The organism is Lutibacter sp. HS1-25 (assembly GCF_004121075.1).
Classification (GTDB): domain Bacteria; phylum Bacteroidota; class Bacteroidia; order Flavobacteriales; family Flavobacteriaceae; genus Lutibacter.
The window spans coordinates 1-15139 of record NZ_RHLN01000035.1; the positions used below are offsets into that span (position 1 = coordinate 1).

Genomic DNA, 15139 nt, shown 5'->3' on the forward strand with positions numbered 1-15139 from the left:
TGAAATGAAGCCCCAGTAAACGGCGGCCGTAACTATAACGGTCCTAAGGTAGCGAAATTCCTTGTCGGGTAAGTTCCGACCTGCACGAATGGTGCAACGATCTGGACACTGTCTCAGCCATGAGCTCGGTGAAATTGTAGTATCGGTGAAGATGCCGATTACCCGCTACGGGACGAAAAGACCCCGTGCACCTTTACTATAGCTTAGTATTGGTTTTGGATAAGTAATGTGTAGGATAGGTGGGAGACTTTGAAGCGGCGTCGCTAGGCGTTGTGGAGTCATCGTTGAAATACCACCCTTTGCTTATCTAGAGTCTAACCCAGTGATGGGGACAGTGCTTGGTGGGTAGTTTGACTGGGGTGGTCGCCTCCAAAAGAGTAACGGAGGCTTCTAAAGGTTCCCTCAGCACGCTTGGTAACCGTGCGTAGAGTGCAATGGCATAAGGGAGCTTGACTGAGAGACATACAGGTCGATCAGGTACGAAAGTAGAGCATAGTGATCCGGTGGTTCCGCATGGAAGGGCCATCGCTCAAAGGATAAAAGGTACGCCGGGGATAACAGGCTGATCTCCCCCAAGAGCTCATATCGACGGGGGGGTTTGGCACCTCGATGTCGGCTCGTCACATCCTGGGGCTGGAGAAGGTCCCAAGGGTTGGGCTGTTCGCCCATTAAAGTGGCACGCGAGCTGGGTTCAGAACGTCGTGAGACAGTTCGGTCTCTATCTGTAGCGGGCGTTAGAAATTTGCGTGGATCTGACACTAGTACGAGAGGACCGTGTTGGACTGACCTCTGGTGTACCAGTTGTTCCGCCAGGAGCATTGCTGGGTAGCTACGTCGGGAAGGGATAAGCGCTGAAAGCATATAAGCGCGAAACCCACCACAAGATGAGATTTCTTTAAAGGGTCGTGGGAGATCACCACGTTGATAGGCTATAGGTGTAACGGCAGTAATGTCATAGCCGAGTAGTACTAATAACCCATAGGCTTTTATGCGAACTTTTTTATTAAAAATTGATTTATAAGATATTATTTTTTCAGTATGTTAACTCATAAGCAGCGAAGGCTGCAGTGTAAAGTTGAAAAGTCAAAAGTTGAAAAGTGAAAAACTTAGAACTTTAAACTCAAAACTTTAAACTAAACCCTTAAGGTGGTTATAGCGATAGGGCTCACCTCTTCCCATCCCGAACAGAGAAGTTAAGCCTATCAGCGCAGATGGTACTGCCATTATGGTGGGAGAGTATGTCGCCGCCTTTCTTTTGAAAACCTTCAATATTAAATTATTGAAGGTTTTTTTTTATCCTTTTTTTTACCCAAAGGTTTTGTCAATTGTAAATTACGAATTACGAATTATCAATTTTCAATTATCAATTATCAATTACGAATTGTCAATTATCAATTATCAATTGTCAATTGTCAATTATCAATTATCAATTGTATAACGGTAGCGTCCAACTTTGTGTGTCTTCGTCTATTAATAACGATACCATCCGATACCGTCCAAAAAAGTGTGTCTGTGATTACCTAAAAAATATCTATAATTCAAAAACTAGTAGAGCCACGCGAAAGGATTCGCGCGGGAGCGGGTTATCAATTGTAAATTACGAATTGTCAATTATCAATTATCAATTACGAATTACAAATTATCAATTGTCAATTATCAATTATCAATTATCAATTGGTAGCGTCCAACTTTGTGTGTCTGCGTCATCTCAACTTATAAGATTTGAAGCGTTTAATTTTGTTAAAATTAAATTTTAGGTTATATAAAGTTACAAAATGACAATGTGTTTTTATTTGTTAGTATCTGATATGTTGTGATTTATATTTAATAACAAACTTCAAACTTCAAACTTCAATTATCAATTATCAATTATCAATTACGAATTACGAATTATTCATTTTTCACTATTCATTATTAATTGTTCATTATCAATTGTCAATTGTCAATTATCCATTATCAATTACGAATTATCAATTATTAATTACGAATTACGAATTATCAATTGTCAATTGTAAATTATCAAAAATCAGACTTCAATTATTCATTTTTCACTATTCACTATTAATTGTTCATTATCAATTATCAATTGTCAATTGTGAATTATCAATTGTTTAAATGCGTTAGTGATTGCAGCGGCATCCTTTTTTACAATGTAACATAGTGAAATTGTAAAAAAGATATAGCGGAAAGCACGACCCCTTGCGGGTAACGCCCAAATGCAAATGCTAAAAATATTTTTTAGTTCAAATATTTTTTAAAATAGCTATATTTACTGAAACTAACTTAAAAATATATTATGAAACAACAAACTTATAAAAACCATGCAAGAATGGTACTGGGTTTTCATGGTTTTACTTTTTTAGCAATTCTTTTATTGCTGATAGGTTCAATTAGAAATTTAATCAATTCATCAGCAGATAATTTATATTTGGCCTCGTTACTTGTTTTGGTATCCATTATTTTATTGCTTTTGTTTTTTTATTTAAGAAGCTTTGCACTAAAAGCACAAGACAGAGCAATTAGGGCTGAAGAAAAATTGAGATATTTTATACTAACCTCTAAACGAATGAGTACTAAATTAACAACTCGTCAAATTATAGGCTTGAGATTTGCACCAGATGATGAATTTCCAGCTTTGGTTGATAAAGCAATAAAAGAAAATCTATCAGAAAAAGAAATTAAATTGGCGATTAAAAATTGGAAACCAGATACTTATAGGGTTTAAATGTGGTTTGTAAATAAGTATTCAAAATCCTCATTTCAAATATGAGGATTTTTTTATTTTAACTATTTTCTGAAAATAATCTTCTTAATTTTATAAAATGTATGCCATTTTAGATTGTAATAGTTTTTATGCGTCGTGCGAACGTGTTTTTAAGCCACATTTGATAGGAAAACCTATTGTAGTTTTATCTAATAATGATGGTTGTGTAATTGCGCGAAGTAGTGAAGCAAAACCTTTTGTGCCTATGGGAGCAGAGGCTTTTAAATACAAAACGATTTTTAAAGAGCATCAAATTCATGTATTTTCATCTAATTACTCTTTATATGGCGATTTAAGTACAAGGGTAATGAATATTTTATCAAATTTTTCTCGTGATATTGAGGTGTATTCTATTGATGAAGCATTTTTTAAGTTAGATGGTATTAAAGAAGAAGATTTAAATGCTTATGTTTTAAATATTAAAACTACCATTGAAAAATGGGTTGGCATACCTGTAAGTATTGGCGTTGCACCTACAAAATCACTGTCTAAAGTTGCAAATAAAATTGCTAAAAAGTATGAGCAAACAAAAGGTGTTTATGTTATTTCAACTGAAGAAAAACGGATAAAAGCTTTAAAATGGACAAAAGTTGAAAATGTTTGGGGAATTGGGAGGCGTATTTCAAAAAAGTTAAAATCACAAAATATTTATACAGCTTATGATTTTACCTTATTGCCCGATGAGTATGTAAGGAAACAATTTTCGGTTGTTGGTTTGCGATTGAAACAAGATTTATCGGGAATACAAACAATAGGTTTTGAGCAGGTAAAAGACAAACAAAATATAGCAACTACGCGTACTTTTGAAAAAGCAATAAGAGATTACGAGCCAATTAAAGAGCGTATTGCAACGTTTGCAAATTCCTGTGCTGAAAAATTAAGAAAGCAACGATCTGAATGTACTAGTTTGTATGTTTTTTTGAGAACCAGTAGCTACGCTGAAGTACAAAGAAACGTTGGGGTAGTTGTACATTTGCCATACGCCACAAATTCTAGCATTACCATTTGTAGTTTTGCTGTTAAAGGTTTGCAGCAATTGTATAAAAATGGTTTTAATTATAAAAAATCGGGTGTAATTGTAATGGGCATAAAGCCTGAAAAACTACATCAGTTTTCGTTATTTGAAGATGAGCAACCAAAACATAAGTTAATTATGAAAGTGATTGATGCTATGAATTTAAAATACCGTTCGCCTAAAATTAAAATTGCCAATCAGGATTTAGATAAAACCTGGAAAATGAAACAAGAATATTTATCGCCAAGATACACAACAGCCATTGATGAAATAATTGAAGTAAAATGCGTTTAAAGAAAATAAAGGAGATACAAAATTTGACAATTTTTATTGCGGATACATCGCAGTTTATAGAAAGACCGATTGTAACAGAAAATATTTCGGCTGGATTTCCTTCTCCTGCGGAAGATTTTAAAGAATTACGCATTAGTTTGGATAAAGAATTGGTGAAGAATGAAAATGCTACTTTTTATGCGCGTGTTAGAGGAAACTCTATGATTGATGCGAATATTGAAGATGGCGATTTATTGGTAATTGACAGAAGTATTGAAACTAGAAATGGCAAAATTGCAGTTTGTATGATAGATGGTGAATTTACTGTTAAGAGATTGAAAGTTGAAAAAGATTGTGTGTTTTTAATGCCTGAAAATAAAACATTTAAGCCTATAAAAGTAACGGAAGAGAACGAGCTAATTATTTGGGGTATAGTTACCTATGTGATTAAAAAGGTGTAATGCGTTAGCGGTTGAAGCGGCATCCTTTTGCTTTTTTTAGCAAAAGATATAGCGGAAGACGCGACGGCAATTTTTATTGCCGGCACGCCCAATAAGACACTATCCCGTAAAGTGTGTAAACATATTTTTAGGGTTCAATTTTATCAAGTTGAACCCTATTTTCAAATATAGTCATAAATTGGTTTAAAATTAGTCCCCAGTTATGAATAGGCATTGTCCATTTTTTTGTGACCTCACCAAGGGCCAAATACACTGATTTTTTCACAGCTTCATCCGTTGGAAATGACAGTTTATTTTTGGTATATTTTCTAATCTTTCCATTTAAGTTTTCAATAAGATTTGTAGTGTAAATAATGCGTCTTATTTCTACAGGAAAATCTAGAAAAGCAGTGAGTTCATCCCAATTTTTATACCACGAATCTACAGCATAAGAGTATTTACCATTCCATTTTAATTTAAAGTCTTCTAATGCAGCTCTTGCTGCTTGTTGATTTGGAGCAGTATAGATATACTTCAAGTCTTTGGTAAACTCTTTTTTATCTTTCCAAACTACATATCTAGCAGAGTTTCGGATTTGATGTACCACACAGATCTGTTTTGTTGAATCAGGGAAAACCTGTGTAATTGTATCGGTAAATCCGTTCAAATTATCAGTAACGGTAATTAAAATATCCTGAACACCTCTGGTTTTTAAATCTGTTAAAACCGACATCCAAAAAGCAGCGCTTTCATTCTTTCCAAGCCACATACCCAATACTTCCTTTTTCCCATCTCCACGAAGTCCTACAGCTAAATAAATGGCTTTATTCACAACCCTTGAGTTTTCTCTAACTTTGAAAACTACTGCATCCATCCAAACAATTAAGTAAACACTCTCTAGAGGTCTATTTTGCCAGGCGATGATGTCTCCAGTGATTTTATCTGTAACTACTGAGATGGTAGAAGTTGAGACGTTAAAACCATAAAGTTCATTGAGTTGTCCTTCAATATCTGAGTTGCTCATTCCTTTGGCATACAGCGATACAATCAGGCTTTCAATACCTTCCGATAAAGTGCTTCTTTTGGGTACTATTTGGGGTTCAAATTCAGCATTACGGTCTCTTGGAACCGAGATGTCAAATTCACCTTGCGCTGTTTTGATTGTTTTTTTCCCGTAACCATTGCGAGAATTGCCAGAGTCTAGACGTTTTTGGTTTTTTGAATACCCTAAATGAGCTTCAATCTCACCTTGTAACATTGTTTCAACGCCTCGTTTATAAAGCGTATCCATAAAGTTGCCAAAATCTTTAGAATCTTTAAATTGTTTTAAAAATTCTCCGTTTAATAATTCTTCTTTTGTCATCGAAGTGTGTGTTTAAAAGTTAAAGTTAATTACTTCAAAAGTTATTTCCGAAATATTTTTTGCTTTTTAAAGAGCAAAATATTTCAGAATAACTTTTCTATTTACACACTTGACAGGACATTACCCCCAATAAAATTATTTAATCGCTTAAAATACTTCTTGAAATTACAATTTTCTGAATTTCAGAAGTGCCTTCGTAAATCTGAGTTATTTTGGCATCACGCATCAATCGTTCTACATGGTATTCTTTTACAAAACCATAACCGCCATGTATTTGAACTGCTTCTATGGTAACTTGCATAGCAGTTTCTGCGGCAAATAATTTTGCTTTTGCGCTACTTAAATCATAATTTAGTTTTTGATCTTTTTCCCAGGCAGCTTTTAAACATAGTAGGCGAGCGGCTTCAATTTGTGTTTCCATATCAGCTAATTTAAAGGCAATTGCTTGGTGTTTGCTGATTTCTTTTCCAAAAGATTTTCGTTGTTTTGAATATTTTAAAGCCAATTCGTATGCTCCAGAAGCAATTCCTAATGCTTGAGAAGCAATACCGATTCTACCACCAGCCAATGTTTTCATGGCGAATTTAAATCCAAATCCGTCTTCGCCAATTCTATTTTCTTTAGGGACTTTTACATCGGTAAACATTAAAGAATGTGTGTCAGATCCTCTAATGCCTAACTTATTTTCTTTATTTCCAATTAAAAAACCATCCATTCCTTTTTCAACAATAAAAGCATTTATACCTTTAGCGCCTTTTTCTGCATCAGTTTGAGCAATTACCAAATATACACTTGCACTATTTCCGTTTGTAATCCAGTTTTTTGTACCGTTTAATAAATAATGGTCGCCTTTGTCAATAGCTGTTGTTTTTTGTGAAGTAGCATCTGAACCCGCTTCTGGTTCACTTAAACAAAAAGCCCCAATTATTTGACCTGTAGCCAATGGAATTAAATATTTTTGTTTTTGTTCTTCGGTTCCAAAATGTTCTAATCCCCAACAAACCAATGAGTTATTTACCGACATAACAACAGAAGCTGATGCGTCAATTTTTGAAATTTCTTCCATAGCCAAAACATACGAAACAGTGTCTAAACCGCTACCTCCATATTTAGGGTCAACCATCATTCCTAAAAATCCAAGTTCCCCCATTTTTTTTACCTGTTCGGCAGGGAATTGTTGTTTTTCGTCTCGTTCAATTACACCTGGTAACAATTCGTTGTTTGCAAAATCACGAGCTGCATCACGAATCATTAATTGCTCTTCAGTTAAATTAAAATTCATAATTGATAAAAGTTAGGATTATAAATATACAATTAAGTAAATATAACTCTTTTCTAAGATTATTTTTATTAAATATGCAAACGGTTTTTTAAATTTAAAAAGAATGATTGTTAAAAGTTGGAATGTTATTGGTTTAATGTCTGGAACTTCTTTAGATGGAATTGATATTGTTTATACTCGTATTTCAAAAGAAAATGATATTTATAATTTCAATTTAATTGTGACAGATACCGTTAAATATGATACGATATGGGAAAATAATTTGCGAAATGCTTTTAATGCTCCAAAAGAAGAAATTGAAAAATTGAATATAGCGTATGGTAATTATTTAGGTGAAGTTGTGAACGATTTTTTGACAAAGCATAAAATTAAAAAAGTAGATTTTATAGCTTCTCATGGGCATACTATTTTTCATAAGCCAAACGAAGGATATACACTTCAAATTGGTGATGGTCAGGCAATAAGTGATGTTACAGGTTTAAAAGTTATATGTGATTTTAGAACGCAGGATGTTGCACTTGGCGGACAAGGAGCGCCGTTGGTTCCTGTTGGCGATAAGTTACTTTTTTCTGCTTACGATTATTGTTTAAATTTGGGTGGTTTTGCAAATATTTCATACGAATTAGCTGATAAACGTATTGCTTTTGATATTTGTCCAACCAATATTGTAATGAACCATTACACCAATTTATTGGGTTTTGCTTATGATGATTGCGGTAAAATTGCCAGTACTGGAACTATTAATAAAGATTTATTAAATGAGTTAAACAATATTCCATTTTATAAAGCAGCCTTGCCAAAATCTTTAGGATTTGAGTTTGTAAAAGAAACTGTTTTTCCTATGATTGATCAGTTTAATTTACCTGTTGAAACTGTTTTACGAACTTTTGTTGCTCATATTGTAACCCAAATTGCTAATTGTTTTAATAATAAAAAAACTTCAAAAGTATTGATTACTGGTGGTGGTGCTTTCAATACTTTTTTAATAAATGAATTAAAAAAACAAACCAACAACGAAATTATTATTCCAAACAATGAAATAGTGAACTTTAAAGAAGCCTTAATTTTTGCCTTATTGGGCGTTTTAAGGTCTGAAAATGAAGTAAATTGTTTAAGTAGCGTGACTGGTGCAATAAAAGATCATAGTTCTGGAAAAATCTTTGTCAATGGCAAATAAGTTTTATTATATTTGTTGAGTTTGCAAAAAAAAATATTAAACCTTTGTAAACTTTAATTAACTTAATTTTTCATATGGAAACCATTATTATAATAATTTTTATTTTAGGCTATTTAGCCATTACATTAGAACATAATTTGAAATTAGACAAACTGATTCCTGCATTGGCTATGATGGCTGTAATTTGGGCGATGGTTTCTTTTGGAATTGATAATTTTACAAGTTGGTTCGATTCAGGTGCACATGCTTTAATTGATGGTTTTTCTAATTTTACAAGTGAAGAAAAGCATCATTTATTAGAAGAAACATTGTTACATCATTTAGGAAAAACAGCTGAAATATTGTTTTTCTTATTAGGTGCTATGACTATTGTTGAAATTATAGATTATTTTGATGGTTTTGCAACTTTTAAAAATTATATAAAAACAAAAAACAAGAAAAAATTATTGTGGATTTTTGCTGCCTTGGCTTTTATTTTATCTGCAATTATTGACAATTTAACGGCTACTATAGTTTTAATCACTATTTTACAAAAAATTATTGACGATAGAGATACCCGTTTATGGTTTGCTGGTTTAATTATTATTGCGGCAAATGCAGGTGGTGCTTGGTCTCCAATTGGTGATGTTACTACTACAATGTTATGGATTGGTAATAAAGTTACTTCAGCCAAATTAATGGAATATTTAGTTATACCGTCTTTGTTATGTGTTGGTGTGCCAGTACTTATAGCATCATTTATGAAACCTTTTCAAGGAGATTTAAAAATTGTTGAATCAGAAGATGCAAATGCAACTAAAAGTAAATATGGCCCAACAATGTTGTATTTAGGTTTATCTGCAATTATTTTTGTACCTATTTTTAAAACAATTACTCATTTACCACCTTATGTTGGTATGATGTTGTCTTTATCTGTAGTTGCAATTTTTGCCGAAATTTACAGTAGATCACAGTTTAGTATATCAAGTGCTATTGAGACTGAGGGTGATGATTCAGAAGGGTTTCACAGCCCAGTTCATAAATCATTGTCAAAAATAGAATTACCAAGTGTTTTGTTTTTCTTTGGAATTTTAATGGCAGTTGCTGCTTTAGAATCTTTAGGAATGTTATTTATTGGTGCAGAACATTTAAAAGAAATTATTCCAAATACAGATGTTGTAATTATGTTATTAGGTATAGGTTCTGCAGTTGTAGATAACGTACCATTAGTTGCAGCAAGTATGGGAATGTTCCAAGAGCCTATAGATAGTCACTTATGGCATTTTGTTGCTTATTCTGCAGGTACAGGAGGTAGTATGTTAATTATTGGTAGTGCAGCAGGTGTAGTTGCTATGGGAATGGAAAAAATTAACTTTTTTTGGTACTTTAAAAATATCGCTTGGCTAGCGGCAATTGGGTTTGTGGTTGGTGCAGTAGCGTTTATGTTAATAAGAAACTTTTAATATAAATTAAACCGAGTTATTCTCGGTTTTTTTAATTTAAAAATACTATTTACAATTTTCAATCATTAATTTCGTTTATAAATTAAATAAAAAAATATATCTATGTTTTTAACTGTTTTACAGGATTCAGTAGAAGTAATAAGTGAAGTTGTTTCAGAAGAAAAAACACTTTCTATTTACAAATTAATTATGGATGGTGGTATTGGAGGTCAAATTATTATTGCTCTTTTAGTAATATTATTAGCGGTATCACTTTACATTTATTTTGAACGTATTTTTGCAATAAATGCAGCTTCTAAAACAGATAGTAACTTTATGAATCAAATTAGAGATTATGTCTCTAATGGAAAATTAGATGCCGCTAAAAATTTATGTGCTCAGGCAAGCTCGCCTGTTGCCCGATTGGTTGAGAAAGGAATATCAAGAATTGGAAAGCCTTTGGCAGATATTCATACAGCTATTGAAAATGCAGGAAGATTGGAGATTTATAAGTTAGAAAAAAATGTTAGTGTGCTGGCAACTATTGCAGGAGCAGCGCCAATGCTTGGGTTTTTAGGAACCGTAGTGGGTATGATTGTGGCGATACACGAAATTGCAAATGCAGGAGGACAAATTGATATCAAAATGTTGTCAGACGGTTTGTATACAGCAATGACAACAACTGTTGCTGGTTTAATAGTTGGTATTATTGCTTATGTACAATACAACCATTTAGTAGTGAGAAGTAATAAGGTGGTTTATGAGATGGAGGCCAAATCGGTTGAATTTTTAGACCTGTTAAACGAGCCTATATAATTAATGTTTATTTGTTTAAAGGTTGAATTGTTTAAACGTGTTTTAAAAATCAATATCAATATTTAAACAATTCTACAATTCAATAAAAATTTTATGGATATAAGAGGGAGAAATAAAGTAAATCCAAATTTCAATATGTCGTCTATGACTGATATTGTTTTTTTGTTGCTTATATTTTTTATGATTACTTCAACATTAGTTACTACAAGTGCTTTGGATATTTTGTTGCCAAAAGCAAGTGGAAAAACAGAAAATAAAAAGTCTACTTCGGTAACAATTACTAAAAATTTGGCATATTTTATTGATAACAATGAGATTAAAGAAGAGTTGTTAGAGCAAAATTTACTTTCAACTTTAGAAGGTCAAGACAATCCTACTATTATTTTACGTGCTGAAGAAGGAGTGCCTATTGAAAAAGCTGTTGTAGTAATGGATATTGCCAATAGAAACAAATACAAAGTAATTTTAGCTGTTCGACCTAAATAATTAATTGTGAAATTTTTAGATACCAATCATAAAAGAAAATCTGCAACAATAACAACCTTAATTATGGCTTTGTTATTGGTGGCTATTTTTTTTGTTGGGATGACTTATTTAGATCCGCCAGAAGAATACGGGATAGCCGTTAATTTTGGAACTTCAGATGTTGGTATGGGAGATGTTCAACCTACAGAGCCACTAAAAGCTGCCAATCAGGAAGTTGTAAAGCAGCAGGAAGAAGTTGTTCAACAGCAGGAAGTTACACCTTCAACCACAAAAAAAACGGAAGATGTTTTAACGCAAGATATAGAAGATGCGATTGCAATTAAAAAGCAGATAGAAGCTAAAAAAAAGGCAGATGAAGAAGCTCGTTTAGAAAAAATAAAACAAGATGCCATTGCAAAGCAAAAAGCGGAAGAAGCAGCAAAAAGAAAAAAATTAGATGCCTTAATGGGTGGTATTAACAATGCAAATGGAACTGCAACCGGTGGTGAAGGAAACGATAATAAGCCAGGTGATAAAGGTAAAATAACCGGCGATCCAAATGCAAGTGGTTATTATGGAAATGGCGGCACAGGAAGTGGAGGCGATTATAAACTTGGAAATAGAAAACCTATCAGCAGACCAAAACCAAATTATATTGGCGAAGAAGAGGGGTTGGTAGTTGTTCAAATTGAAGTTGATGTAAACGGACGTGTAACGAAAGCTACTCCAGGTGTAAAAGGTTCTACAACTACAGCACCTAGTTTGTTAGCACAAGCCAAAGAAGCTGCTTTAAAAACTACCTGGCAACCCGATAGTAAGGCACCTTCAAAACAAGTTGGAACTATAAAATATAGATTTTCATTATCTCAATAAATTTTAATGAATTATACAGAAACGCTTAACTGGATGTTTTCACAATTGCCAATGTATCAAAGGCAAGGTGATACTGCTTTTAAAAAGGATTTAACCAATAGTCTGGCATTTTCAAAGCATCTTAATTTTCCTGAAAAAAAATTCAAATCAATTCACGTTGCAGGTACCAATGGCAAAGGTTCTACCAGTCATATGTTGGCCTCAATTTTACAAGAAGCAGGTTATAAAATAGGTATGTATACATCACCTCATTTAAAAGACTTTAGAGAGCGTGTTAAAATTAATGGAAACGAAATTTCACAAGAAGAAGTTGTTGATTTTATAGCAAACAATCAATCTTTTTTAAATAGCCATCAATTGTCTTTTTTTGAAATGACTGTTGGATTGGCTTTTGATTGTTTTGCAAAACATAAAGTTGATATAGCCATTGTTGAAGTGGGTTTAGGTGGTAGATTAGATTCAACTAATATTATTACTCCTGAAGTTGCTGTAATTACAAATATTGGATTTGATCATATGCAGTTTTTGGGTGAAACTTTGCCTGAAATTGCATTTGAAAAAGGAGGGATTATTAAAAAAGATATCCCTGTGGTTATTGGCGAATATCAGGATGAAGTTTTTCAGGTTTTTGAAGAAATAGCTGATAAGAATAATGCAACGATGTATTTAGCTGAAGTTTTGGATGCTGAAGATTTTGAAACCGATTTAAAAGGAATTTATCAGATAAACAATGTTAAAACCGTTTTGCAAACTATTGAGGTTTTAAGTGAAAAAGGTTATTCAATTTCTGAAGAAAACTGTAAACAAGGCTTAAAAAATGTTGTTAAAAATACAGGGCTTTTAGGAAGATGGCAACTTTTAAACAATACACCAAAAGTAATTTGTGATACGGGGCATAATAAAGAAGGTTTAAAATATGTTTTTGAGCAACTTAAGCAAGAAGTTTATGAAAATTTACACTTTGTTTTTGGAGTTGTTAACGACAAAGATTTAAATTCAATTTTGCCTTTATTTCCTAAAAATGCGCATTATTATTTTTGTAAACCTAATATTCCACGTGGTTTAGCTACTCAAATTTTACAGCAAAAATCTGAAGAATTTGATTTGAAAGGAAATACATACAGCTCTGTACAAGAGGCTTATAAAGAAGCTTTAAAGTCGGCTTCAGAAAAAGATTTTATCTTTATTGGAGGGAGTACTTTTGTTGTTGCTGAAGTTGTTTAGGACTTCTTTTTAAATTTTAATCTAAATTTTTTATATCAGAAAAGTTATTATAAACTAATTTTTCATTATATTGGTATTCGTTTTTATTTCAAAAAATAAATTATTGCACTTTATTGGTAAGCCTACTTTTAATTACCAAGATTTAACCTCATTATTTTAAAATAATCTACCCCCAATTTCAACCTCAATAAATTTGGATATTTATATGCTTTTATAAGTATTTGAATTATTTATCCTTTAGCTACTATTACTAATTAAAATCAAATATTATGAAAACAAGAAAAAAATTATTGTTTGTAGTCGCAGGACTCATCTTTTTATTTTCAATTCAAAGTTTTGCTCAGGATGCGCCAAATGAAGAATTTAAACCAGTTTATTTAGTTGTTACAACAGCGCATTGGAATGCATCCTTGGATATTGACAATTCGGATTGGCTTGCGACAGAAAAAGAGTTTTTTGAAAAAGTAACTATGAAAAACGATTTGATTATTGGCTCAGGCTTTTATACACATTATTTTACGCCCGACAATTCTGAAATTTTATTTGTTTCGGTTTATAAAAATTGGAACGACATTGAAAGTGCAAGTGAAGTATCTGCAAAATTGATTGAAGCTGCTTGGCCAGATAAAGAAAAGAGAGCTGCTTTTTTTGAAAAGCAAAGAAGTTATTACGGTCCAATACATAGTGATGAAATTTATGCATCAATAAGATTTAAAAAACCAGTTAAATCAGATTCTAAAGAACCACTAATTTATTATGTGAAAAAAAATAAACGCGGTGAGGGTGGAGATGGTTTTGGTGAATATTTTGAAAATATAACTATGAAAAATCAGTATGTTAAAGGTTATTATACTTACAGACACAATTGGGGTGCAAATAGTTTAGATGCTTTAGAGGTATTTGTTTTTGAATCATTTTGTGATATTGAAAGCTCTTTTAAAGAAAATGCTAAATTAGAGGAAGCATATTGGCCAAATGAAGAAGAAAGAAAAGCCTTTTTTAAAGAGTATAGTAAGATATTTTCAGGCCATGGAGATTATATTTACCAAAATGTTCCTGCCTTGGCAAAATAATTTTTTTGTTAAAGTATTGATTTAGAATAACTTCTTTTTTTTATCAAAAAAAAAGTAAAATTTTCTTCAAAAAAGTTTTGCGTAAGTCGAAATGTGTTGTATCTTTGCCACCGCTAAGGGCGATTAGCTCAGCTGGTTCAGAGCACCTCGTTTACACCGAGGGGGTCGGGGGTTCGAACCCCTCATCGCCCACCAAATCAAAATCCTACTAGAAATAGTAGGATTTTTTGTTTTTAATAGGGTTTTTTATATGTAACTTTTATGGGATCAAATTCAAAATCCCACAACTTTTGAGAATGATCCTAAATGGATCAATAACAATTGTTGTGTTTATGCAAATATTGTTGTTAATCTAAAAAGGAAGAAGGATCAATAACAATTGTTGTGTTTATGCAAATATTGTTGTTAATCTAAAAAGGGATCAATAACAATTGTTGTGTTTATGCAAATATTGTTGTTAATCTAAAAAGGAAGAACTCAACGTTTCTAACTCCTCTAAATTGAGTTCTAAACGCTTTTATTTTAGCATTGAATGATTCAGCTGAAGCATTAGTGCTTCTATTTATAAAATAGTTTAGGATTGACCTATAATTGAGTGTTATTGTATTTGCAATTGTATTGAACGCTCTAAAACCTGTATTTTCTACATCTTTATACCAATGTGCTAGCTTTGTATATGCTACTTCTATAGTTTTGGCTGTATTGAATATGTTCCTTAGTCCTTGAGTAAGATCAAAAGCGATTTTTATATCAGGATATTGATCGAACAATATTTTGCTTCTACTGTATTGGCTTTCTGTCCAATTTGAGGGGGCTTTGTATAGCAAGTACCTACTTCTAGCCAAAAGTTGTTTTCTTGTGTCTCCGTTGCTAAACTCTTTGGGAGAGCATGTGCTGTTCTTTGCTTTTGCTAGTTTTATCTGTTCATTCTCTAGGTCTATAGCGTCCCATCT

13 protein-coding genes, 1 tRNA gene and 2 rRNA genes are annotated in these 15139 nt (G+C 32.6%); 13 read left to right on the plus strand and 3 right to left on the minus strand.

The features are described from left to right. The 5 genes from EC396_RS10895 to EC396_RS10920 form a co-directional block, all read left to right on the plus strand. Nucleotides 1-993: ribosomal RNA gene (locus tag EC396_RS10895) — 23S ribosomal RNA — on the plus strand; the annotation flags it as partial. 149 nt (nt 994-1142) lie between these two features. Then, nucleotides 1143-1253: ribosomal RNA gene (gene rrf / locus EC396_RS10900) — 5S ribosomal RNA — on the plus strand. Between the two features lie 1043 nt (nt 1254-2296). After that, complete coding sequence (locus EC396_RS10910) at nt 2297-2725, plus strand: DUF6526 family protein (protein ID WP_129366728.1); 429 nt, start codon at nt 2297-2299, stop codon at nt 2723-2725. Between the two features lie 97 nt (nt 2726-2822). Further along, a complete protein-coding gene (locus tag EC396_RS10915) occupies nt 2823-4073 on the plus strand; it encodes a Y-family DNA polymerase (protein WP_129366729.1) in 1251 nt (416 codons plus the stop codon). Then, nucleotides 4064-4513 carry a LexA family transcriptional regulator gene (locus EC396_RS10920; protein WP_129366730.1) on the plus strand — a complete coding sequence of 150 codons (450 nt, stop codon included), beginning with the start codon at nt 4064-4066 and terminating at the stop codon, nt 4511-4513. Before EC396_RS10915 ends, EC396_RS10920 begins: the two co-directional genes overlap by 10 nt. Nucleotides 4514-4640: 127 nt before the next feature. On the opposite strand, the gene EC396_RS10925 is transcribed toward EC396_RS10920, so the two are convergent. Beyond that, nucleotides 4641-5855, minus strand: a complete 1215-nt coding sequence (locus tag EC396_RS10925; RefSeq protein ID WP_129366731.1) for an IS256 family transposase — start codon at nt 5853-5855, stop codon at nt 4641-4643. Nucleotides 5856-5994: 139 nt separating this feature from the next. Further along, complete coding sequence (locus tag EC396_RS10930; protein WP_129366732.1) at nt 5995-7137, minus strand: acyl-CoA dehydrogenase; 1143 nt, start codon at nt 7135-7137, stop codon at nt 5995-5997. Nucleotides 7138-7240: 103 nt separating this feature from the next. Here EC396_RS10930 and EC396_RS10935 point away from each other — a divergent pair, with 103 nt between their 5' ends. The 8 genes from EC396_RS10935 (at nt 7241) to EC396_RS10970 (ending at nt 14381) form a co-directional block, all read left to right on the plus strand. Further along, entirely contained in the window at nt 7241-8314 is a 1074-nt protein-coding gene (locus EC396_RS10935) for an anhydro-N-acetylmuramic acid kinase (RefSeq protein ID WP_129366733.1), read from the plus strand. Nucleotides 8315-8388: 74 nt separating this feature from the next. After that, on the plus strand, nt 8389-9756 hold the full coding sequence (gene nhaD, locus EC396_RS10940) for a sodium:proton antiporter NhaD (protein ID WP_129366734.1): 1368 nt from the start codon (nt 8389-8391) through the stop codon (nt 9754-9756). Nucleotides 9757-9858: 102 nt separating this feature from the next. Then, nucleotides 9859-10551 (plus strand): MotA/TolQ/ExbB proton channel family protein, encoded by a 693-nt coding sequence (locus tag EC396_RS10945; protein ID WP_129366735.1) that lies wholly within the window; start codon nt 9859-9861, stop codon nt 10549-10551. A 93-nt stretch (nt 10552-10644) separates the two neighbouring features. Further along, nucleotides 10645-11037, plus strand: coding sequence for a biopolymer transporter ExbD (locus EC396_RS10950; protein ID WP_129366736.1), 393 nt, complete (start codon nt 10645-10647; stop codon nt 11035-11037). Between the two features lie 6 nt (nt 11038-11043). Beyond that, on the plus strand, nt 11044-11889 hold the full coding sequence (locus EC396_RS10955) for an energy transducer TonB (RefSeq protein ID WP_129366737.1): 846 nt from the start codon (nt 11044-11046) through the stop codon (nt 11887-11889). Between the two features lie 6 nt (nt 11890-11895). Next, nucleotides 11896-13113, plus strand: a complete 1218-nt coding sequence (locus tag EC396_RS10960) for a folylpolyglutamate synthase/dihydrofolate synthase family protein (protein ID WP_129366738.1) — start codon at nt 11896-11898, stop codon at nt 13111-13113. A 269-nt stretch (nt 13114-13382) separates the two neighbouring features. Continuing rightward, nucleotides 13383-14186 carry a hypothetical protein gene (locus EC396_RS10965; RefSeq protein WP_129366739.1) on the plus strand — a complete coding sequence of 268 codons (804 nt, stop codon included), beginning with the start codon at nt 13383-13385 and terminating at the stop codon, nt 14184-14186. A 117-nt stretch (nt 14187-14303) separates the two neighbouring features. Then, nucleotides 14304-14381 (plus strand) — tRNA-Val (locus tag EC396_RS10970). A gap of 245 nt (nt 14382-14626) precedes the next feature. Here the strand turns inward: EC396_RS10970 and EC396_RS10975 are convergent. Next, the coding region (locus EC396_RS10975) for a transposase (protein WP_164975250.1) at nt 14627-15139 on the minus strand (513 nt) is incomplete at its 5' end.